This window comes from Streptomyces sp. NPDC007901 (genome assembly GCF_042959465.1).
Lineage (GTDB): Bacteria > Actinomycetota > Actinomycetes > Streptomycetales > Streptomycetaceae > Streptomyces.
In genome coordinates this window covers 69,903-87,480 of sequence record NZ_JBIBKW010000007.1, presented here as the reverse complement: position 1 = coordinate 87,480, position 17,578 = coordinate 69,903, and the positions used below count along the sequence as shown (strand labels likewise).

The 17,578-nt window shown below is 67.0% G+C and carries 19 protein-coding genes and 2 pseudogenes; 12 read left to right on the top strand and 9 right to left on the bottom strand.

Going from position 1 to position 17,578, the window contains the following annotated elements; genetic code table 11:
• Complete coding sequence (locus ACFZDK_RS23320; protein ID WP_390975192.1) at positions 1–522, bottom strand: DUF6879 family protein; 522 nt, start codon at positions 520–522, stop codon at positions 1–3.
• Positions 497–748: a hypothetical protein gene (locus ACFZDK_RS23315; RefSeq protein ID WP_166633294.1), complete on the bottom strand. Its 252-nt coding sequence runs from the start codon at positions 746–748 to the stop codon at positions 497–499. Before ACFZDK_RS23315 ends, ACFZDK_RS23320 begins: the two co-directional genes overlap by 26 nt.
• A 229-nt stretch (positions 749–977) precedes the next feature.
• Here ACFZDK_RS23315 and ACFZDK_RS23310 point away from each other — a divergent pair, with 229 nt between their 5' ends.
• From ACFZDK_RS23310 to ACFZDK_RS23300, 3 genes and pseudogenes are all read left to right on the top strand, one after another.
• Complete coding sequence (locus ACFZDK_RS23310; protein WP_390975189.1) at positions 978–1,352, top strand: DUF6415 family natural product biosynthesis protein; 375 nt, start codon at positions 978–980, stop codon at positions 1,350–1,352.
• A gap of 120 nt (positions 1,353–1,472) precedes the next feature.
• Positions 1,473–1,972: pseudogene (locus ACFZDK_RS23305) on the top strand (hypothetical protein).
• A 76-nt stretch (positions 1,973–2,048) separates the two neighbouring features.
• Positions 2,049–2,702: a methyltransferase domain-containing protein gene (locus tag ACFZDK_RS23300; RefSeq protein ID WP_390975187.1), complete on the top strand. Its 654-nt coding sequence runs from the start codon at positions 2,049–2,051 to the stop codon at positions 2,700–2,702.
• A 97-nt stretch (positions 2,703–2,799) separates the two neighbouring features.
• On the opposite strand, the gene ACFZDK_RS23295 is transcribed toward ACFZDK_RS23300, so the two are convergent.
• The gene (locus tag ACFZDK_RS23295; protein WP_390975185.1) at positions 2,800–2,988 is read right to left on the bottom strand and encodes a DUF397 domain-containing protein; all 189 of its coding nucleotides are present in this window, start codon (positions 2,986–2,988) and stop codon (positions 2,800–2,802) included.
• Positions 2,989–3,140: 152 nt separating this feature from the next.
• Here ACFZDK_RS23295 and ACFZDK_RS23290 point away from each other — a divergent pair, with 152 nt between their 5' ends.
• Complete coding sequence (locus tag ACFZDK_RS23290) at positions 3,141–3,779, top strand: SMI1/KNR4 family protein (RefSeq protein ID WP_390975183.1); 639 nt, start codon at positions 3,141–3,143, stop codon at positions 3,777–3,779.
• 62 nt (positions 3,780–3,841) lie between these two features.
• Here ACFZDK_RS23290 and ACFZDK_RS23285 read toward each other — a convergent pair whose 3' ends face one another.
• On the bottom strand, positions 3,842–7,630 hold the full coding sequence (locus tag ACFZDK_RS23285; RefSeq protein ID WP_390975181.1) for a Tat pathway signal protein: 3,789 nt from the start codon (positions 7,628–7,630) through the stop codon (positions 3,842–3,844).
• Positions 7,631–7,667: 37 nt separating this feature from the next.
• Here ACFZDK_RS23285 and ACFZDK_RS23280 point away from each other — a divergent pair, with 37 nt between their 5' ends.
• The gene (locus ACFZDK_RS23280; protein WP_390975179.1) at positions 7,668–7,817 is read left to right on the top strand and encodes a hypothetical protein; all 150 of its coding nucleotides are present in this window, start codon (positions 7,668–7,670) and stop codon (positions 7,815–7,817) included.
• Positions 7,818–8,359: 542 nt separating this feature from the next.
• Here ACFZDK_RS23280 and ACFZDK_RS23275 read toward each other — a convergent pair.
• The 3 genes from ACFZDK_RS23275 to ACFZDK_RS23265 all read right to left on the bottom strand — a co-directional run bounded on the left by ACFZDK_RS23275 (position 8,360) and on the right by ACFZDK_RS23265 (position 10,083).
• Positions 8,360–8,881, bottom strand: a complete 522-nt coding sequence (locus ACFZDK_RS23275; RefSeq protein WP_390975178.1) for a hypothetical protein — start codon at positions 8,879–8,881, stop codon at positions 8,360–8,362.
• An 82-nt stretch (positions 8,882–8,963) separates the two neighbouring features.
• The gene (locus ACFZDK_RS23270) at positions 8,964–9,575 is read right to left on the bottom strand and encodes a hypothetical protein (protein WP_390975177.1); all 612 of its coding nucleotides are present in this window, start codon (positions 9,573–9,575) and stop codon (positions 8,964–8,966) included.
• Positions 9,568–10,083: a hypothetical protein gene (locus ACFZDK_RS23265; protein WP_390975175.1), complete on the bottom strand. Its 516-nt coding sequence runs from the start codon at positions 10,081–10,083 to the stop codon at positions 9,568–9,570. The genes ACFZDK_RS23270 and ACFZDK_RS23265 overlap by 8 nt, the downstream gene beginning before the upstream one ends.
• 434 nt (positions 10,084–10,517) lie before the next feature.
• Here ACFZDK_RS23265 and ACFZDK_RS23260 point away from each other — a divergent pair, with 434 nt between their 5' ends.
• Positions 10,518–10,904, top strand: a complete 387-nt coding sequence (locus ACFZDK_RS23260; RefSeq protein ID WP_390975173.1) for a hypothetical protein — start codon at positions 10,518–10,520, stop codon at positions 10,902–10,904.
• A gap of 9 nt (positions 10,905–10,913) precedes the next feature.
• A complete protein-coding gene (locus tag ACFZDK_RS23255) occupies positions 10,914–11,081 on the top strand; it encodes a hypothetical protein (protein ID WP_390975911.1) in 168 nt (55 codons plus the stop codon).
• Between the two features lie 224 nt (positions 11,082–11,305).
• On the opposite strand, the pseudogene ACFZDK_RS23250 reads toward ACFZDK_RS23255, so the two are convergent.
• Positions 11,306–11,437: pseudogene (locus ACFZDK_RS23250) on the bottom strand (transcriptional regulator); the annotation flags it as partial.
• 162 nt (positions 11,438–11,599) lie between these two features.
• Here ACFZDK_RS23250 and ACFZDK_RS23245 point away from each other — a divergent pair.
• From ACFZDK_RS23245 to ACFZDK_RS23235, 3 genes are all read left to right on the top strand, one after another.
• Positions 11,600–12,037, top strand: a complete 438-nt coding sequence (locus tag ACFZDK_RS23245; protein ID WP_390975172.1) for an ATP-binding protein — start codon at positions 11,600–11,602, stop codon at positions 12,035–12,037.
• Between the two features lie 147 nt (positions 12,038–12,184).
• On the top strand, positions 12,185–13,474 hold the full coding sequence (locus tag ACFZDK_RS23240; protein WP_390975170.1) for a PIN-like domain-containing protein: 1,290 nt from the start codon (positions 12,185–12,187) through the stop codon (positions 13,472–13,474).
• 88 nt (positions 13,475–13,562) lie between these two features.
• Entirely contained in the window at positions 13,563–13,802 is a 240-nt protein-coding gene (locus ACFZDK_RS23235; protein WP_390975168.1) for a hypothetical protein, read from the top strand.
• 29 nt (positions 13,803–13,831) lie between these two features.
• Here ACFZDK_RS23235 and ACFZDK_RS23230 read toward each other — a convergent pair whose 3' ends face one another.
• Complete coding sequence (locus ACFZDK_RS23230; protein ID WP_390975166.1) at positions 13,832–14,059, bottom strand: hypothetical protein; 228 nt, start codon at positions 14,057–14,059, stop codon at positions 13,832–13,834.
• A 140-nt stretch (positions 14,060–14,199) separates the two neighbouring features.
• Between ACFZDK_RS23230 and ACFZDK_RS23225 the strand changes: the two genes are divergently transcribed.
• Both ACFZDK_RS23225 and ACFZDK_RS23220 read left to right on the top strand, forming a co-directional pair.
• Positions 14,200–16,293: an AAA family ATPase gene (locus ACFZDK_RS23225; protein ID WP_390975164.1), complete on the top strand. Its 2,094-nt coding sequence runs from the start codon at positions 14,200–14,202 to the stop codon at positions 16,291–16,293.
• On the top strand, positions 16,286–17,554 hold the full coding sequence (locus ACFZDK_RS23220) for an McrC family protein (RefSeq protein WP_390975162.1): 1,269 nt from the start codon (positions 16,286–16,288) through the stop codon (positions 17,552–17,554). The genes ACFZDK_RS23225 and ACFZDK_RS23220 overlap by 8 nt, the downstream gene beginning before the upstream one ends.
• Positions 17,555–17,578 lie beyond the last annotated feature (24 nt).

Here is a 17,578-nt window from a genome sequence, read left to right as displayed (position 1 = left end):
TTACTTGACCTTGACCTCGTACTGGTCGTGGGGGGTGGCCCGTTCCCAGATCCGTTCGTATGCGGCCGCGTGCTGGGAGACCGTGCTGCGCTCGTCGCAGAGTTCCTTGCCGACCCATTCGCCGTCGCCGGAGAAGTGGTGGATCCGCATCAGCCGCCCGTCGAAGATCCACAGGTCGGTGCCCGGTACGAGCAGGTCCCACGCGCGGTGCCGGGGGAGCCAGCGCACATCCTCGCCGGCTTCCACGTTGGCGCGGGTCTGGTAGTGCTCCCACGCGATGTAGTCGGTGACCGGCTCGGACACGATCCTTACGCGCCGCACGCGCACGCCGCGGGCGACAGCGTCCGCGATGTTCTGGTGGTAGGGACGCCACCAGGAACCCCGGTCGTCCCAGTCCACGCACCGGCCGTCCTGCCAGGCCTCGAAGCGGGGGTTGGTGAAGTAGGCGTCCCTCATCTCCAGATGGGCGGCCGACTGCTCGGTGTCGGCGAGGAGTTCAGCGAACTCCGGGATCGAGCTCATCGCACGCCTTCCTGATGATCGGGATCATACGGGCCGGGATCCTGATGACAGTCTCGCCGGGCGGGATCGGCGCCCTCGCCGGGGACAACGCGTCGCAGGTCGCGGTCGTCTCGTCGTCGGCCTGGTAGCTCTGGATCAGCAGATCGTCCGTGCTGGTGTCCACCCAGACTGTGGGGCATCCGTCCTCGTCTGTCTCCGGGTCGATCCCGACGAACTGAATGTTCATGGTGGCTGGCCTCCCGCGCTGGTCGGTTGCAGCGATTTACACCACCATCGTGCGCGTGCGTAGCGTGGTCAAGAGCACATATCGCTCATGACCAGCACTCTCAAACTGCATGTAATTCGGTGCAACTTAATGGCCTTCCCAATGGAGGGGCTCCTACGGTCGGGGCTGACGAGGGAACCCGGCGGCCGCGCGAACGGCCCCGGGCGTGGCCGACTGCGAAGGAGTCGACGTGCCGAACCGTGCCGCCCGCCTACCCGCTGCGGCAGACCTCGACGACCCGCCGGACATCGCCACCATGCGCTCCACCGCCGACCGGATCCTCGCCTTCGACGCGAAGCCCATCAGCCCCGAGGACCTGGAGACGCTCCGGATCGCCCTGCGCGGCCACATCGAACGTCTCATCCCCGCTGTCCAGGGCCTGGCCGCCGGGTTCCCGAAAGGGGACATCCCGCGCGAGTGCGCCCTGGCCGGTGCGCGTGAAGCAAGCATGCGGCTCCGGCTGGGTGCCGACGGCAGCAGCCCCGTGCGCATGTCCGTGTCGATGAAGCTGGCCCGCTCCGTGGTCGCCCTGTGCGACCACTACGAGAACCTCGGCGGCCGGTGACCCTCCCGGCCTCGTGACACCCCTGAACTCCCGCCCAGGCTCCCCAACCCTGGACAGGTCGAGCAACCGGGGCGGGTTGCACCACACAGCACGGCAACGACACCCCAGAAGGGCAGGTCAATGACCGTCACACTCGAACAGCCCGCGAGGACGCTCACGCGGGACCCGAAGGAACTCCTCAACGCGGTCGCTCCGCACATCACCGAGCTGACCGTCAACGTGTTCGACTCCGGCATGAGCCTGTGGGACCGAGAGGTCGCCCTGCTCCTGCGCGACCACACCATGGTCCGTGACATGGCCGAACGGATCCTCGGCAACGCCGTCGTGTATGTCATGGGCTCCATCGAGAACCCCGACGTCCACCTGGGCGTCGGCAAGCTCGTCGACATCGGCGTCCACCAGCTCATCCTCGACACACCCCTCTGGTGGGGCATCTGCCGCCTCTACAACGGCGGTCGGTTCAAGCACCACGCCCCGTTCATCGAACGCCGCCGCGAGGCCTGTGCCTGCGCACCGGCGACTTCCTCCGCTCCCAGGGCTGGGCCATCGACGAGGAGCTGTGGGCCATCGACGGCACGGACTGCTCACCGTGCGACGACAAGGTCCCCGACAGCCACTGACCCGGCTACAGTCGCCCCCGCCCTCATGGCTTCCCGAGGGCGGGGCTCCCGCATCCCGACGACCAGAGGAACAGCTGTGCCCGTACCGCACGACATCGCCGCCGAGACCGAACTGTGGGACGCCTACGCCGAGTCCGCGTTCAAGGACGACGCCGAGCCGTCGTTCTGCTGGACCCAGTACGCCGGCCACGGCCCCGGACCCGAACTTCTCGGCAGCCCGGAGACCGTGCTGGAGATCGGATGCGGCACCGGCCGCGCCCTCGCCCACCTCGCACAACAAGGCGTCAAGGCCACCGGGGTCGACCTGTCGCCGCGCATGGTGGCGCTCGCGGGCGAGAAGTGGGCGCCGCTCGGGGTGCGGATCGAGCGGGGGGAGATCCTCGACTGGCCCGCCGCAGACGAGAGACGGTACGACGCCGTGTACTCCATCTTCGGCGCGGCCTGGTTCACCGATCCGTCCCGCCTCTTCCCTCTCGTCCGCAAGCACCTCGTCCCGGGCGGCGTCTTCGTGTTCTCCCAGCCGCCGGCCATCCCGGGCGCCTACGGGCCGCAGGGCATGTACAAGGGCGGGTTCGCGGGGAAGGCCAGGTTCACGTACCGGTACAGCTACAGGCCCGCAGTGTGGGAGCGGCACCTGCTCCGAGCTGGTTTCACGTCCGCTGAGGCGACGGAGGTGGATGCCCCGAAAGCCGGGCACATTGGGACGCTCATCGTCCAGGCCCGCACCTGACACTCGCGTCACGGCCCGGCCGGCATCCTCCACAGCCGACCGGGGCCAAGTTCATGGCCCGCGGAATGGTCCCGCGAGTGCCACCACCGTGAGCCGTTCAGGCCCCCGCCGCGAACCCCACGAACCGCGCCCACTCCTTACGCCCGACGGCGAAGTGCGGGCGCGTCACGTCCTTGGAGTCCCGTACGCAGATGACCTGTACGGTGAGGGCGACCTCGACGCAGTCGTCACCCTGGCGGACGCACTCAACCCGCTCCCACAACCGCACCCGTCCGCCCTCACGCACAGCCGAGCCCCCCGGCGTATCCGACGGCTTCCCCTGAGCGACAAGCGGTCGCCATCCCTTTCCCGAACCCGGCGGCGAGCTGAGCGAAAGGCCACCGCACCGCGGGGCCGGGGACAGGGACGAACCACACCTGTAACTCGTAGAGTTCTCACATGACTGACGACCTCAACGTTGTGCTCGACCGCCTCGACGCATGGCTGGAGGAAAATGCACCCGCTGACCACGCCGCCCTGAACTCACCGGCAACGCGGGAGGACATCGATGCCATCGCCGACCGTCGGTTCGCTCTACACCCCGATCTGGCGGCGTGGCTGGAACGTCACAACGGCGTCACGGCAGCGAAGGGTCACAACGGCCCCGGCGTCATTCTCCCCGAAGGGTTTATATTGCACGATGCGACGGGAATGCGTGCAGGTCAACGAGCCCTGGAAGAAGCGATTGCGGAGTGGGTCGACGAGAACGAGTCGGAAGATCCCGACTTGCGCGATATCTATGACGGGATGTATGGATACGCCTTCCACGTCCGATGGGTTCCGATTGCCACGGACATCACCGGAGGCAAGCTCATCGTCGATCACCGTGATGGAGACCGGTTCGGAAACGTGCTCTACGGCCTGCAAGCCGGGGACACGGAGGGCCCGGTGAAGGTGTGGGACAGCCTGTCGCACATGTTCCGGGATCTCCTCGCCGCCCTGACCGAGGGGACGGAAATCCGCCTGCCCGGCTATGCCGATCCGGTAACACCCCGTCTCTCCAGGAGCGATGGCCATGCCTTCGTAAGGTGGGAGTAGGCGAGAGCGGCGGTCCGAAGCGCGGACGCCTCGGACCACCGCCCTGCCAAGCGGATCAGGAATTACGGGGTGACCACGCAAATCTCATCGGGACGGCAGCCCTCCACTGACGGCGCCTTGATGTAGAAAGCGTCATTGTCGGCCATGCGTGCCTTCGTATAGAAGGCTGAGAGGCCCCGACCCGCCGCCTCGTTCTGTTTCGCCGACATCGAAGCCCGGCCACAGACTTCCTTCCACGTCGGCGGTGGGTATCCTCCGTCCGGGTACAAGCGCCACTTCCCGTCGCTATCGCTCTTCTGGGCGTACAGCTGGACGCACTCATCTCCGTTGGTTATGGACTGGCCACCGCTCTCCTTCGTCGCGGCGAACGGAAACTCGTCACACTGCCTGCCGTCGGGACTGTTCGTCGTCGCCTCGGGTGTCGCCTTGGTGTTGGGCGTGTATGACGTGGGGCACACCTTCCGCCTGTTCGCTTCCCGCACTGTTCCGTCCCTCTCCCGGTGGAGCGGTGTCCCGTGTTCCTCGCTACCCGGGTGCGACGGCAACTCCTCCCTCAGCAGCCAGTAGTAGGCGGCAGCAGCGGGGTATTTCGCGGTGTTCAGGGTGAATGTCGGAATGTGCTTGGCGAAGATGCAACCGGTTGAGTTCGGGACTGATACCCCGTTGTCACAGCGGACCTGATCAAACAGGGATACCTCTGGCTTGTCGACCGGAACGAGGCCCTTCCATTCGGGACTGTCGGCCTTGAAGCTCAGATACACTCCACGATCGAACTCCTGGGACGTGCCATCTGTCGGCGTGTTCCACGTGTTCGCCTTCGTCGCACTGGCCCAGTGGTTGTCAACCACGCTGGCCCACGTCGCGTCACTCCAGTTCGTCGTGTATGTCGTGTCGCAGTCAGGGGTACACGGGGTATCCCAGTAGTCCACTGATACGGCGCCGAGAACGGAATCCATATCAACGGGAACGATCGACATGCGTTCCGTGAACGTCGCCGAGTTCGCCGTCTTGGTTTCGACGAACACGTTGAATGCGGCGGAAGCGGTCTCCACGGTTCCGTCTGGGTCCTTCTTCGTCCAGTGGACCACCGTGGTGAACGCCAGGCACCCCTCACGGCGTTCGATCGTGTAGGTCTGTGTCAGACCTACTTGAGCGCACCATGGGACCAGGGTCGTGGAGGGAACACTGACGGCAGGGGTGACTCCCACCGTTGTCGTCGGCTTGGCCAGCGGCCTGAAAGTGACGCATTGACGACCCTGACCGTTTTTCAGGCTCCCGGAGCACGAGTCGTCCCCTGTGAGCGAGTGGAACAGCGGATTGGACTCCAGACCGACGGGGGTGGGCTGCTTCTGCTGGTCGTCATCGATGAAGTCGACGTCCGGTGCGTTGTCGTCCGGATCAGGTAGTTCCAGACCTGCAATCCTGCCCCCGGGCACGTCGAAGTCGCCGGGAACGAAGGCGACTGCACCCCAGGCTATGTCCTTGTCTGCGGTTCCATTGCTGGTGGTGTTCGAAAGCCTTACCTCGGGGGTCATGCCGTTGAACCGGAAAGCGCCGAGGGGGACCCACCTGTTGGACGAGTTCGCGGACTGATCGATCGTCACCTTCTCAATGCCCAGGGCGGTGACGACCTCGTAGACCGCTCCCTGGGTCTGCGCTCCCGTATCCGGGATGTTCACGTAGACCATGGCCTGGTTCTTGTCGAGAGGCCCGCTCAGCTTCCATGAGCCGTCGACGGTCATCTTGCCGTGCTCCCCGCCCAGTTGATCGGGGGAACGTTCATGGGCATACCAGAAGTGGCCGTCGTAGCCGCCACCGATCTGGTGCAGGTCGGCCTTCGCGGCGTACTGCCCCAGCCCCGGCCCAGTCGCGTTCGGGTCGGGATAGAAGGTGAACTGAAACGAGCCGTCTGTCGCCGTCGTTCCGCAGTCGCTCCAGGTGTCGGTTCCCGCCGGAACGGACTCGACGACCTTCGCCCCCGAGGGGGCGCCGGAGCACACGGGCGTGCCGTACTGCAGGCGGTAGCCGCGGCCGGGCTCACTGACCAGAGTCAGGTACTTGATGTGCTCGAAGCCGCAGCTGGTGGCGCAGTCCGACTTCCACGTGACGTTGGACTCGTGCCACCAGTATTGGGCGTAGCAGGCGGCGTCGGGGCAGTCGGGCGGGTTGGCCGCGTCGCAGTTGTTCTTGGTGTTGCAGAACGCGTCGAGCGACGGTGAGATGTGTGCCCGGCGGTATTTCCCGCTGGCCGGGTCGATGACGGTTCCGGTGGTGCCGTTCCAGGTGGCAGGGTAGAAGCCGGCGGAGGAGAAGCCGGACTCGCCGGGCCAGTCCTGGCGGCCCGAGGTGGCGTAGGAGTGGCCTGTGTCCTGTGACCAGGCGGCCCACCCCATCACCTTTTCCTCGTAGGGCCAATTCTGGGGATGCGCGGCGTCCCTGGCGGCCAGCGGGTCGAGGTCGGTGTTCAGGAAGGCGAGCCGGGAGGCGGGGTAGACGGGGTTGGCGGGGTTGTTGTACCAGCCCAGGCCCCAGTTGCCGTTGGTTCCGGCGTCCGCCTTCTTGTTGAAGCCGAGGTTGTAGTTCCACACGGCGGTGAACCAGTTTTCGGGCTTGGCCGGGTCGTCGTTGTTGACGGCGATCGTCTGGCCGGACTGGTGCACTTCGTTCCACTTGTCGGCGAGGATGTAGAGGGAGGCCGCGATGTTGGTGGTGTAGTCGATGGCGATCGCGCGCTGCGTGCTGACCGGGCGGGAGGTCTCGCCGGGCTTCTCGTATCCGGCCTTGCGCATGCCGTCGGTGACCTGGCCGACACCGTAGCCGCAGTCGGACTTGTCCCAGTGGATGGTCCAGAAGTCGTCGAGGGTTCCCCCGGTGTGATGGCCGTAGTAGCCGTCGACGGCCGCGAGCGGGCTGCCCATCTGGCCAGGAATGGCACCGGATTCGGCCTGCCACAGGTTGGACTCCTGTGCGAGGATGCCCAGTTCGACCTGGGCGGGTATGCGCTGTCCGCTGCCGGTGTTCAGCGTAGGAGCGGGAAACAGGCCCTGGGGATCGATGGTGGAGAGCCCCGTCTGCGAGCGCCAGCCGCCCTGAGTGAGGTAGCCGGAGCGCAGATCGTTCCGGACAGCCATGTCCACGGCCCATTCGACCTGGTTCGGTGTCGGCTGCAGAGCCTGGGTCTTGACGTCGTTGCGGGGCACGGAGCACCAGGCATCGGTGTCGACCGGGTCGTGTGCCCTGGCATCGTCGTCGGCCGTGGTCAGCATGCTCATCGTGGACAGCTGCGGCTTCGGGGAGCCGGTCAGTGCCGGTGACGGCCTACCGCCTGCAGTGGCGCCGGGTTCGGCGATCTGCTGTTTCGTGTGCCGGCCCGTGCTCACAACTGTGCCCGTGATGGTCAGAGCATGGCTGCTGTGGCCAGTCGCCGTCTCGGCCGCGGGTTCCTTGGTCGCGGTGCCGGTGAAGTCGCGACCGGCGTTCTTGACGTTGTCGACGCCCGCCCGCACGGCCGGGGAGATGACCGGATCGACGGCGAGGCGCCCGCGGGTGGAGAGTTCCGCGTCGGGTGAGACGTTCAGTGCCTTGATGCCGCCGGCCGCGTAGTTCTTGCCGTGGCGGGCCTTTCCTATGAGGTAGACCGTGCCGTCGGTGCCCTGGCGCAGGTTCATCGCGGTGAGTTTGCCGCTCGCGACGGTCGTCTTCTTGCCATGCGCGTAGGTCTGTATGTTGGCGTCGGTGTCGCCGGTGCGGTCGATGTAGTTGACCGTGCCGTCACCGGTCACATGGATGTCGTACGGAGCGTGTTTCGTGGCGGCGAGCTGGGCTGTCCTGCCCTTGCGGTCGACGTGCACCAGCCGGTTCCCGGCGGCGGCGACTACACCGTCCCTGGTGGGGACGGCGGAGGTTATCTCGCCCTTCGCGGTGGTGTCCGCGATCGTGGTGCCCTTCGTGTTCACCGTGACCAGGCGCGTCCTGGTGTCGCGCAGTGCGGTGAAGACGGCGGTGTGCGTGGCCGGGTTGCACGTGGGGTCGAAGTAGGCCAGGGATGTGGTGATCGGCAGTTTGGTGATGCTGCCGTCGTCCAGGTCGACGATCGCGGTGAACGCGCCGCCCATCATCAGGTCGGGCTTGTTGGTGAAGGTGCGGGGCGCGTAGACGACGGCCGCGTGGTGGTCGTCCATGACGCAACTGTTGCCGATCCAGGTGTCGGCCGGAAGCTGGGGCTCGCTCAGCACGGCAGCCGTCTTCCAGCTGTAGCCGTTCCTGCTGTCGGCAACTAAGAGATGGAGGCCGTCGCTGTCGGCGACGGCGGTCACGGCCCGGTCTGCGGAGGTTTTCCAGCCTCTTCCGAGAACGGTGTCACGATCCTTCAGGGGGACCGCCGACACGGGTTCCTTCTCTGGTGTGACGGCCTGTTTCTGCGCCGACTTGTTCGGTGGGTTCGGTATCGCCGCCTGTGCGGCGCTCGTGGTGAAGGTGGAAGCGATCAACACGGTTGCTGCGGCGATAACCAGCGCGGATGACTGTCCCCTCCTCCTTCTTCTCTGTGATGGAGAGCGCATGATCTGCCGGTTGTCCTTTCAGTCAATGGTCAGCACAGCTGTTGCAGTTGTGGCTTCAGCGGAACGGACCGGGTGGTCACGGCACCGTGCGTCCACTGCCACCTGTCTGGCGTGAGAGCCGCGCGTCCCTGCGGCCGATCCGGGCCCGAGGAAGCCGTCGCCCGCACCTTCAGTAGGTATCCGGCGCGCCGATGTAGATCTTCGATTGCTGCGGAATGGGGCGAGATGTGGTCCGCCTGCAGTACTGGCCTGGCTCTTGACGCCGCGGGTGGCCATGCCTTCGATGCGAAACTCGTTTGAGGCGGTCCAGTCGACACCGCCGCCGATGCTGACATCGATGTCGTACTGGGCAGGCTTGCCGACGCCGTCGAGGATCGTGACGGTCGTGAACACGCCGTCGCCCTCGGGCATGGCATCCACTTCCGTATTGCTGTAGTAAAGGACCCAGGTCTTACCGTTCTGCGAGAACGAGACTGTCGGCTCCGACGCCTGCGACGACTCCCTGGATGCAGCCGAGGGCAATGACGCACTCGGCTGCATGGGTTCCTTTACCGGTTGCGGAACTACAAAGGGGTGGAGTGCCCGTGGCAGCCCGCACCAGGTGCGAGGCGCGCATGACGAGTCATTGGGCGTTGCCGAACGGGTCGTCCTTGACGACTTTCAAGCCGATCTTCGAACCCTTCGCCGTCTCTTCGAGGCCGGAAGCCGTGATGTCCACCTTGGTCGGCCACGTGGTTCCCGGCCAAACACCGTCGGCATTCGCGGTCACAGAGAAGGGGGATGTCCGCTGGCCGCCCACGACTGTCACGGTGACTGTGTAAGTCATCCGTTTGTCGCCGGTGTTCTGAATGGTCAGCGGTACGACGACCCGTCCCGACTCCAAACGCGGCGTGTACACGACGACCTCGCCCCCCGCTGCTGCGGCCGTGGCCTTGCCGAACCCGTAGTCACCGGGGCCCGGGACAGCGGTGTTCGTCGGGCTGACGGGATCTCCGCTGGGGGCGGCGGCCGCGCGCTGGGCAGCTGCCTTCTGCGCTGCCTTGCTGAGGTTGTCCGCTGTGGCCGACGGCTTGGGTGCTGCCCCGGCAGCTACCGAGGACGGCAGCGAGGAGGAGCCGTCGGGCTGGTGGCTCGTCTGGGTACCGCAGGCAGCCAGAGTAAGTGGTGCCACTGCCAAGACTATTAACAGGAAGTGCGCGGAGGCCCGGTTCTTGCCGGGCAGGTGGTCAGTCACAGCTGAACATATACTCGGACGTGAAGTTGATGTACAAAGTGCTGGAGCTCTGGCCCATTTTCGCTGTCACGGGTGCACAGACAGAGCTGGCGACGTCAACGGGGCCGGCGTACTCGCTGAAGCTTCCGGAGTCCGTGTGGCAACCGGTGCCGTCCACCTTGCACACGTGCAGGTACATGTACTGCGACTTCCCGACGTTGTTGTCGAGGATGGCGCACCCCTTCCCGGCGTTCTCGTAGGAGTACAGCGTTGCCAGCCGCAGGCTGGGGTCCACATCCTGAGGAAGAGCAACAGCTCGGAACAGCGTGTAACCGGATCCGCAGACGGTAGCCGCCGCGACCGCGGCTTGTGGGTCGGCCTGGACAAGGGCCCGTGTGGCCGCGTCGGCTCTCTGCGAGACCGAAACGCCGGGTTGGCCGACGGCCACCGCCTGCGGCGCGGCCATCGCGCCTAAGGTCAGGACCGCAGCAGCCGTGACAGCACGCAGGCTTGCTCTCAGCTTCGACATGTGTGAACCCCCCTTGGAAAAGCACGTCACGGGTGGGTAGATGGCGCCGTTCCAGCACGAACTCTCCCCACCGCTGGCAGCGCGATCCAAGCCTGTTGCGGAGTGCCGGGAGAGGGGCTATCGCCCCACCGATCCGCTCACACGTTCGGAACGCCGACGCCAAGGTAGTCACGGCGTGGAACTTTTCACAGGGATTAACCGTGAGCCGAGGACCGCATGACCGAAAGCTATCAACTAAAGAAAAAGCCAAGGGAAAGTCGAGAGGCGGCATATAAACCGCACATGAGCAATCTACAGCCAAAGGGATACTCAAGTGACCGCAAGAAGAAGCTGATCAGTTGCGTATCAACGACCTTCATCCAGTAACGCGACACGGACCACACCTCAAGAGGACGACTGAAAACAGGAGCCCCAAAGGTGCCCTTGAACCCACGATGTCCCAGCACGCAACGGTGGCTCGCGGCGCGGAGTTCAACTCGCACCCGGTGCGCTGCCTCCTTCCATGGGGCCGGCGCCGGGGCGTGGTCCAGTGGGAGACCTCGCAGGCGTGCAGAGGCTCGTTCGGCTCGCAGAAGCTGCAGACGCAGATGTGGCGCAGCTTGTGGAGCGGGCCGCGCGGCTACGACAACTGGCACGGCACGGGGCTGACCTCGAACAGCTTCATCGACTACGGGTGGTCGACGGACTGTAACGATGGGGGCGGCACCTACACCTATTGCCCTGTGATGCAGGGGTACGTCAGCGGGATCGGATGGGGCCCGAAGACCCGCTCCAACAACGATCTGCGCAAAGGATGCGGGACCAGGTTTCCGAATCCGTAGGAGAGATGCATGGTCGAGCAACCCCCCACGCGGTACTCGCCCGAAGGCACGCCCCTGGGCCGCACCGCGGACAACATCAGGTTCAGCACCAGCTACTCCGCTGAGACCCCACGGGCCCGCAAGCTGTGGTGGCGGCTCAGGGACGTTCTTCGTCGGCCGGCGAAGAACAGCAGGTAGAGCCACTGGTCATGCGAGCACCGAGCGCGACTGGGCCCTCTCCACGGGAACATCTCGCGGGGAGGGCCCACTTCCGTCGGGAGAGGTTCGTCGGCTCCTGCAGCAGCGGCGAAGGCCAGCAGGCGCGAGGGGTCACGGGCCTCCCATAACGTCGCCGTACGACTTGATGCGCTCATCCATGGCCCTTGTTCGCCCCCGGCGGGATCCCTGCCAGGGTTCAGAGTCCCGGCATGCTCCCGCAGAGCCTGAACGACGACGCCGAGGGTCCGCAGACTGTCGGAGGGATCGGGCTCCCGCTCCGCCTCGCGGCCCGTCAGGTAGTCGTCGCCGTCACTCTCACCGACACCGTTCGTCATACCCGACCACCTCCAGGTTCGTACGCGCGCCGGTCCCCGCGATCGACTCACCCAGCGTGACGGCAAGATAGCCGTACCGTTCACCGATTGAGTCCGTACACTGACGCACCGTACGGGCCTCGCTCCTGGAACGCGCCCCCACGCGCCCGCCACGGTGGCCTCATGAGCGCAATCCTTCCCCAACCAACCGGCACCATGGCGACGTTCGCCCAGTTTCTGTCCTCCACCCGCCGAGGCGCCCGCCTCGCCCGCCTCCTCGCCACCACCCAGCTCCGCGCCTGGGACCTGTCACCCGAAGTGACCGAGCGAGCCGAGCAGATCGTCGCCGAACTGGCAGCCAACGCGGCTCTGCACGGCCGTGTCCAGGGCCGTGACTTCCGCCTCGTCCTCACCCTCGACACCACGACCGGCCTCCTCCGCGTCGCGGTCACCGACGCCAAGGACGGGCAACTCCCCGTCGCAGCAACCGACTCGGCGACAGACAGCGAGACGGGCCGCGGTCTGCTCATGGTCGGGGCGCTGGCCGACCGCTGGGGCACCGAACCGCAGCCGCCGGGCGGCAAGACCGTTTGGGCGGAGGTGAGCCACCGCTCCGGCTGACACGCGACGTCCCCGCCAACAGGTCGGCGAGAGTTGCCCGTTCACTCCCGTTGGCCCTCTTCGACGCGCTACGGTCCCGGCAGGCGAACGCGAGGGGACGGGACGGTACGCCCCTCGGACGCGGCATACGGCGATGACGGGGGCGCAGTGGCAGAGGACACGACGGCCGGGGCGGACAACCGAGGTCTCTTCGACGACTTCGGCGCCTTCCGGACCCCGACCACCGACGACTTCACCTCCGTACTGACCCACGGTCTGGTCGCCCCTGACGCCAACGTCCTGTTGAACCTCTACCGGTACACCGAGCAGGCGCGCGGCGACCTGCTGCGCGCGCTCGGCGCCGTGGAGGACCGGCTGTGGGTGCCTCACCAGGTCCTCGTGGAGTTCTGGCGGAACCGCGAGAGCACCCTCAGCGACGCACGGTCCTCCGGTGCGCAGGCCGCCGAGGACATGGCCGGTCACGCGGACCAGGCGGAACGCACCCTGCGCACCTGGGCCAATCGCGTGGCTCTGCCGGAGGAGGAGACCGACCGTCTACGCAGCCTGCTCAACGAGGTCTTCGACGACGTGCAGGAGGCGATCGTCAAGGTCGGCGAGGGCGAGTGGCAGAACATCACCCACGACACGAGCACCGATCCGGTCATCGCGGAACTGGAGCCCGCACTCGACGGCCGGGTCGGCGCTGCGCTCAGCCCGGAGGACCACGACAAGGCGATCGCGGAGGGCATGCGCCGCGTCGAGAAGCGGCTGCCTCCGGGCTACATGGACAAGACGAAGGAAGGTGTGGGGGCCGCCGCCGACTATCTCGTGTGGGAGCAGATCCTCCGGGAGGCCGGCCACCGGCAGTGCGACGTGCTGTTCGTGACGGCGGACGTCAAAGAGGACTGGTGGCGCAAGGAGCAGGGCTTCAACCGCGGCCCCCGGCCTGAACTGACCAAGGAGCTGAGGACCCGGGGCGGCGGACGGCTCTTCATGCTCACACCCAAGCGGTTCCTGGAAGTCGCCGCGCCGATCCTGGAGTTCGGTCTCCGGGAGGGATCCGTCGAGGACATCGAACGCGTCGAGCGGATCGAGATCGGGGCCTACGGCGGCTGGACGACCGACGCGCTCCAGGAACTCTTCGACCGGTTGACGTACGAGAACTACGAGGACAGGGTCGCCGTCATCAAGTACGCCGCCGAGATGGACGGTGTCGCGGACGCCAAGAGCGTCTACGACATCTGTCACTACCCCGAGGGCCGCTCCCTCCGAGGCTTCACCAAGCCAGTCACCCGCATCACCGGCCTGCTGCGCAACCTGGGCAAGATCCCGGAGTCGGCCGTCCAGGTCCTGAAGGCCGAATACGACGCAGACCCCGGCGGCCGCGCGTCCGGCTTCTCCGTCCACCCGCTCCTCGTACCACTCGTCAACGAGCTGGGAGACGAGGACGAGTCGTGACCGCCGACCGGGTATCTCACGGAACGTAAGGGGTCAGCGAAGCCGCGTTGTTACTCTCCGCGCCATGTCTCATGGAGCAGCGCGGGAGATGCGCTCTCCGATCCTGTCGATCCACCCGTACATGCCGGCGTTCGAGCAACACGACAAGGTCATCTGTTCCATGGCCACGAGCGGCGAGTGCGACAAGAAGCTCGTCGCAGAAGTGCGCACCAAGTTCCGCGACGGCAGTGTTCATCACTGGCGAGTGTGCGGCGAGTGGCTGACCACCCATCCGTCGGCCATCGCCCACATCGAAACGAACGGCTTTCAGGAGCCCGCCACTCCTTGACGGGCGGCGCCGGAGCCCCGCGGTGACGTTTACGCCAGCCGGTAGACGGCCTGGTCCGAGTCCGGCCTCACGATCAGACCGTCGTCGGCGAGCTCGCGCAGGTTGCGGCGGGCTTCCTTGCCCGCGGCTTCGTCGTTCGCCGGTCGGTACCCAGCGACTCGTAGTGCCAGTACGGCACGTTCCGTGTCCCAGGTGCCACCCAGCGCCTGGATCACTGCGGCGAGCGCCTGCTTGTGCGTCAGTGGCTTCCCGGTCATGTCACCCTCCCCCTGAAAGACCGCCACAGCATGGCACGCGGCGGCGGGGCTCCTGCCGGCCGGTGCGGCGGACGCGGCCACGCAGACCGACTACGCCCTACACCCCCTGCAACCATCACCGTTCCGGCATCATGACCCCCATGACCGACGGCGTGGACATATGGGAAGCAGCGGCGCGGTTCGACCGGAGCACCGCCGCCAAGGACGAAGCCGGCGCGGAGCAGGAGCGCAAGCAGGTGCTGGCCCAGTTCCCCCTGGAGGATTGGCCCATGCTGCCCCTGGAGCGCTACGCGTTGGGCCTGGAGCAGTCCGGGCCGGGGATGACGTACTGCCGGCTCATGGAGTTCGGCACCCAGTGCTTGGGCAGCATCAAGGGCGGCAGCGCCGCGAAGCACATCATGTACCGTCACAATTCCGGCGAGTGGCGGCTTGCGGCGCCCCTGCGCGGGATGGAGCCCCAGGACGCGTGGGAACTTCTTCGAGCCGAGTTCCTCAAGGCATTGACCGCCGTGGCCGGGGGTGACTTCGCAGCCGTCGACGACCTCGCAATCCTTCGGTTCGGGCCCGCGCTGGTGACCAAGACTCTCGCCACCTACTTCCCCGAGCACTTCCTCCCGGTCTACTCCGCGGGGCACCTGCGGAAGTTCCTCGCCTTGCTGGGCGGCACGTCGGGCGCCGACTCACCGACCTGGCGCAGCAACCGGCAGCTCCTCGAACTAGTGCGGTCCCGACCGGAGTTCGCGGGCTGGACCGGGAACGAGGTGATGACCTTCCTCTACCAGGACTTCGACCCGCGTCCGCAGACGCGCACGATCTGGAAGATCGCCCCTGGCGAGCGCGCCCGCCTGTGGGAGGAGTGCCGCGACGGCGGGTTTATTTGCGTAGGGTGGGACGAGCTTCGTGACCTGGGTGAGTATCAGACCGACACCGAGCTGAGAGAAGCCCTCGACGCGAACTGGCCGAGCGGCAGCGGTCGTAGCCTCACCACCGCGCGCAGGCTCCTCGCCTTCCGGGACCTGGAGGCCGGAGACCGGGTCGTGGCCAACCGTGGGATGGACGAAGTCCTGGCCACGGGCACTGTCACCGGGGGCTATCGGTTCGACCCCGAACGGGCGGAGTACCGACACGTGGTCCCGGTCGCCTGGGACGTCTCCCATGCGCGCAAGCTGTCAGGACCCCAGCACGGCTGGCGGTCCACTTTCGCCAAGGTCGACCCGACGCTCTTCGCCAGGCTCACCGCACAGCGGGCAGCCGACTCCGCAGCGCAGGCGGCCCCGTCGTCCACCGACCTGGCACCCGAGGACGTCCGGGCCGTACTGGACGCGCTGGAACGCAAGGGTCAGGTGATCCTCCACGGACCTCCCGGCACCGGCAAGACCCGACTCGCACTCAGTGCCGCACTCTTCATGGCCGGCTGCGCGGACGCCATCAACGCCGACCCGGCCCAACGTTCCGCGGCCCAGGCCGAGATTCTGCGCGGCGAGCACGTCCATCTGGTGACCTTCCACCCCTCCTACGGCTACGAGGACTTTGTCGAGGGCTTCAAACCGGACCTGAGCGCCACGGGCCCCGGGCTCACACTCGCCCTCACCGACGGGGTGTTCCACGCCCTGTGCGACCGGGCCTCGGCACATCCCGAGCAGACGTACCTCCTGATCATCGATGAGATCAACCGCGGTGACCTGCCCCGGATCTTCGGCGAGTTGATCACGCTTCTCGAACTCGACAAGCGCGGCCTGCCCCTCGCCCTGTCCGTCAGCGGGCGGAGCTTCTCCGTGCCGCCGAACATCCGGATCATCGGCACGATGAACACCGCCGACCGGAGCATCAGCCACCTCGACGCGGCCGTACGCCGCCGGTTCGCCTTCGTTTCCGTCGGCCCCGACCCGGACGCCGTCTCCGGCACGATCGGCCCGCTGGACCTGGCGGAGTTCTTCGAATCCCTCAACACCCGCGTCGCCCGTCATCTCGACGCCGACCACCAGATAGGACACGCCTACCTGCTGCGTGACGGCGCGCCGATCGCCACGGAGGACGACCTCGCCGCGGCCTTCCACCATGAGGTGATCCCGCTGCTGGAGGACTACTGCCTCGGCCGTGCCGACCTGCTCCACCGCATCCTCGGCAGCCTGGTCGACGCGGACACCGGACGCACTGTGCACATGGCCCCTCAGGACCTCGCCACCGCGCTGGCCGCCGAGTTCAGCGGCGGTGAGCCGGGCCCCGATGCCTGAGCGCACCGAGGTCCGCCTCGGCGAGTACCAGTCCGCTCCGTTGGACTTCGAACAGCTCACGTCCCGGGACGTCGATCGCCTGCACGCCCTCCAGGCAGGGGGGCACCTCACCCTGCGCCCCGACCGCTCCGGATGGCGGCTCCGGGCGGACTCGAGTGTCGGAGTCCTGGTCCTCGACCGCGTCCGCATCGTCATCGAACCCAAGTTCGCCATACCGGGCGACCGGCTCATGAGCTGGCTCGCCTACGCTCTGGACGCGCCCACGCCCGTTCGGGCAACGTCACGACGCTGGGCCACCAGCCAGGAAGGCTACGCCGACCTCGTGGCCGCGGCCCTCCTGGAGCAGTGTGAGCAGCTGGTGCGCGAGGGACTGCGCCGCGACTACGTACGTCACCAGAGCGTGGAACCTGTGCTGCGGGGGCGGCTGGACTTCGCGGCCCAGGCCACGCGTCGGTACGGGCAACTGGACCAGCTGCACATACGCACCTTCGACCGCGAGACCGACATCTGGGACAACCGCGTCCTGGGAACCGCCCTAAGGGCGGCGCTCACCCTTACCTCCGACTCCAACCTGACTCGCGACCTGTGCGGGGTCGCAGGCGCGTTCCCTCAGGCCGCCACCCCGGACGCGGCACTGCGCGCCCTGGACCGCACCCGGTACACACGCCTCAACGCCCGCTACCGTCCCGCCCACACCTGGGCACGCCTGTTGCTGCGCGGCGGAGGCGTGACCGACCTGCTCACCGACCTGGGCAGTACGGCGGACGGCCTCCTGCTGCCCATGCCCGCGCTCTGGGAAGCCGTCGTACGACGGCTCGGCGCTGAGGCCGCCGCCCCGTGCGGCGGACATGCCGTCCCCAGCAGCGGCGAGATGGGCATCACCGTCCGCGGGGACCTCGGCAACGCTTCGACCTTCCGCCCCGACCTGCTCCTGAGCCTCCCTGCGCCGGACCGGCCTCCCCGCAGACTGCTGCCGGTGGACGCCAAGTACAAGCGCTACGACCGCCACGGTGTCAGCGCCGCCGACATCCACCAACTCCTCACCTACAGCGTCGGCTACGCCCCCGCCGACGCCCCCAACGCGATGATCGTCCATCCCCAGCCGGGCGGCCACGCTCATCGCGTCCTCCGGGTCGACGGCTCGCGGGGCAGGCTCGGCACCATTCACGTCATCGGCGTCGACACCCACGCGCCTCCTCAACGAGCGGCCGCGTGGCTTACGGAGCGGGCCGCATCGGTGTGCGGACCGTCGCCGCACTGAGCAGCGGACACGAGCAGTGATGTC

What these genes read in the sequence shown, in the direction of transcription:
- ACFZDK_RS23320 (WP_390975192.1), bottom strand. Translation starts at nt 522, where the DNA reads ATGAGCTCGATCCCGGAGTTCGCTGAACTCCTCGCCGACACCGAGCAG.
- ACFZDK_RS23315 (WP_166633294.1), bottom strand. Translation starts at nt 748, where the DNA reads ATGAACATTCAGTTCGTCGGGATCGACCCGGAGACAGACGAGGACGGA.
- ACFZDK_RS23290 (WP_390975183.1), top strand. Translation starts at nt 3,141, where the DNA reads ATGACTGACGACCTCAACGTTGTGCTCGACCGCCTCGACGCATGGCTG.
- ACFZDK_RS23275 (WP_390975178.1), bottom strand. Translation starts at nt 8,881, where the DNA reads ATGCAGCCGAGTGCGTCATTGCCCTCGGCTGCATCCAGGGAGTCGTCG.
- ACFZDK_RS23265 (WP_390975175.1), bottom strand. Translation starts at nt 10,083, where the DNA reads ATGTCGAAGCTGAGAGCAAGCCTGCGTGCTGTCACGGCTGCTGCGGTC.
- ACFZDK_RS23260 (WP_390975173.1), top strand. Translation starts at nt 10,518, where the DNA reads ATGTCCCAGCACGCAACGGTGGCTCGCGGCGCGGAGTTCAACTCGCAC.
- ACFZDK_RS23255 (WP_390975911.1), top strand. Translation starts at nt 10,914, where the DNA reads ATGGTCGAGCAACCCCCCACGCGGTACTCGCCCGAAGGCACGCCCCTG.
- ACFZDK_RS23245 (WP_390975172.1), top strand. Translation starts at nt 11,600, where the DNA reads ATGAGCGCAATCCTTCCCCAACCAACCGGCACCATGGCGACGTTCGCC.
- ACFZDK_RS23235 (WP_390975168.1), top strand. Translation starts at nt 13,563, where the DNA reads ATGCGCTCTCCGATCCTGTCGATCCACCCGTACATGCCGGCGTTCGAG.
- ACFZDK_RS23230 (WP_390975166.1), bottom strand. Translation starts at nt 14,059, where the DNA reads ATGACCGGGAAGCCACTGACGCACAAGCAGGCGCTCGCCGCAGTGATC.
- ACFZDK_RS23225 (WP_390975164.1), top strand. Translation starts at nt 14,200, where the DNA reads ATGACCGACGGCGTGGACATATGGGAAGCAGCGGCGCGGTTCGACCGG.
- ACFZDK_RS23220 (WP_390975162.1), top strand. Translation starts at nt 16,286, where the DNA reads ATGCCTGAGCGCACCGAGGTCCGCCTCGGCGAGTACCAGTCCGCTCCG.